The sequence below is a fragment of the Skermanella sp. genome, assembly GCF_059503625.1.
This window is the reverse complement of the sequence record NZ_JCACHA010000436.1, coordinates 1-2,369: the sequence shown is the minus strand read 5'-3', so window position 1 is coordinate 2,369 and position 2,369 is coordinate 1. Positions and strand designations below refer to the sequence as shown.

Below are 2,369 nucleotides of genomic sequence, written 5' to 3'. Positions count from 1 at the left end.
GCTTGAAAACTGCATCGAGCGCGCGGCGACCCTGTGCCGCGACGGGGTGATCTGGGACCTCGACCTGTCCTGCCAGATGAACCTGTGCTACTCGTCCACCTTGTGGCATCACCGCACCGTGACGCCGACCGCCGGCGCCAGCGTTCCCGGTCAGCCCGGCATTCCAGCGTCGCAAGGCATGCCGGGGTTGCCGCAGGCGGCGCCCGCCAGGGCGGGCTGTAGCACCGGCGGCGTGCCGGGCTGTTCCGCCTCGTCCGGCGGAAGCTGCGCCGCCGCGCCCGCCGGCGGTCTGCCCGCCGCCGTCCCGTTCATGGCGCAGCCGGCCCAGCCCGCCCCAATAGCGGGCCGGTCCTTGCCGCCGCCGTCGCCCGCTCCGGAAGGACCGATTTCCGCCGACGCGCTGAACGATGCTGCCGTCGGCGAGCTGCTGGGCATGCGGATCGGCAACGGCGGTCCCGACGAGCCGGAGTTCACCACCCCGCGCGACCGCCTGCTCTGGGCGATGGAAAGGACCGGCTGGGTCCAGGCCAAGGCCGGCCGCCTGCTGGGACTGACGACGCGACAGGTTAGCTATGCCCTTCGGAAATATAACATCGAAATAAAACGATTCTAAACATGCCGCCTCTGGCGTGTGCCGGATGGGCTCCCATATGGTTAATTCGGCCAAGCGCTTCGCCCGCGGGCAAAGCGTCTTGCCGGAGCCAATCAGCTTGGGGGACACCATGACCCAGCAGAAGATCTCTCCCACCGATGCCGTTCGCCGATGCCTGCCGCAAGGGCAAGGGCGGAATGCCGAACGCGCCGCCGCTGACTGGCTCTCCTTCCGCGTAGATCCCTGACAACCCCATGAAAAGGCGGATCAATCCGCTTGATCACACATTGGGAGAGAACGATGGACAAGAGCCCCAACCAGCCCGGTGCTGCCGGCAACCAGTCCTCGGGAACTTCGGACAAGGTCCTGACCAACCGGCAGGGACATCCGATCAGCGACAACCAATCCCAGCGCACCGTCGGCAGCCGTGGCCCGGCTACCCTGGAAAACTACCAGGTCCTCGAAAAGATCAGCCACTTCGACCGCGAGCGCATCCCCGAGCGGGTCGTGCATGCGCGCGGCTTCGTCTGCTACGGCGAACTTGAAGTCACCGGCAAGATCGGCGACGAACCCGCTTCCAAATACACCCGCGCCAAGCTGTTCCAGGAAGCCGGCAAGAAGACGCCGCTGGCGATCCGCTTCTCGACCGTCATCGGCGGCCGCGACAGCTCCGAAACGGCGCGCGATCCGCGCGGCTTCGCGGTCAAGTTCTATACCGAAGACGGCAACTGGGATTTGGTCGGCAACAACCTCTCGGTCTTCTTCATCCGCGACGCCATCAAGTTCCCCGACGTCATCCACTCGCTGAAGCCCGATCCGGTTACCTTCCGCCAGGAACCCAACCGCATCTTCGACTTCATGAGCCAGACGCCCGAATCCATGCATATGCTGACGCATCTGTTCAGCCCGCGCGGGATTCCGGCCAACTACCGGCACATGGAAGGCTTCGGCGTCAACACCTACAAGATGGTCAATGCGCAGGGCGATACCGTCCTCGTCAAGTACCACTTCCACCCGCGTCAGGGCGTCGCCAGCCTGACGGCGGAGGAAGCGGCCAAGGTGCAGGGCCAGGAACTCGGTTCGGCCACCAAGGACCTGTTCGAGGCGATCGAGCGCGGCGACTATCCCCAGTGGGACATGTATGTCCAGATCATGGAAGACCACGACCATCCCGAACTGGATTGGGACCCGCTGGACGACACCAAGATCTGGCCGGAAAAGGACTTCCCGCTGCGCCACGTCGGCACCATGACGCTGAACCGCAACGTCGTGGACTTCTTCAACGAGAACGAACAGATCGCCATGGGCACCGGCGTCCTGGTCGACGGCCTCGACTTCTCCGACGACAAGATGCTGGTCGGCCGGACCTTCTCCTACTCCGACACCCAGCGCTACCGCGTCGGCCCCAACTACCTCCAATTGCCGGTGAACCAGCCCAAGAACGCCCGCGTCGCCACCAACCAGTCGGGCGGCCAGATGTCCTTCTACCGCGATCTGGCGCCGGGTCAGAACCCCCATGTCAACTTCGAGCCGTCCATCCATAACGGCCTCGTGGAATCGCCACTGGACCAGTCGAGCAATACGCCGGAAATCCATGGGCGTCTGACCCGCAGCGTGATCGAGCGCCGCAACGACTACGTCCAGGCGCGCGGCCGCTACAACACCATGATGGACTGGGAGCGGGACGACCTCGTCCTCAACATGGGCACCCTGCTGGGCCAGTGCGAACGCGACGTCCAGGAACGGATGATCTGGCACCTCCTGCTGGTCCATGACG

2 protein-coding genes are annotated in these 2,369 nt (G+C 64.8%); both read left to right on the top strand.

All coding sequences use genetic code 11. From position 1 onward, the window contains the following. A partial coding sequence (locus AC5JJ6_RS09490) for a helix-turn-helix domain-containing protein (protein ID WP_496041804.1) occupies window positions 1–613 on the top strand: 613 nt, incomplete at its 5' end. A gap of 279 nt (window positions 614–892) precedes the next feature. Next, the coding region (locus tag AC5JJ6_RS09485) for a catalase (protein ID WP_496041803.1) at window positions 893–2,369 on the top strand (1,477 nt) is incomplete at its 3' end.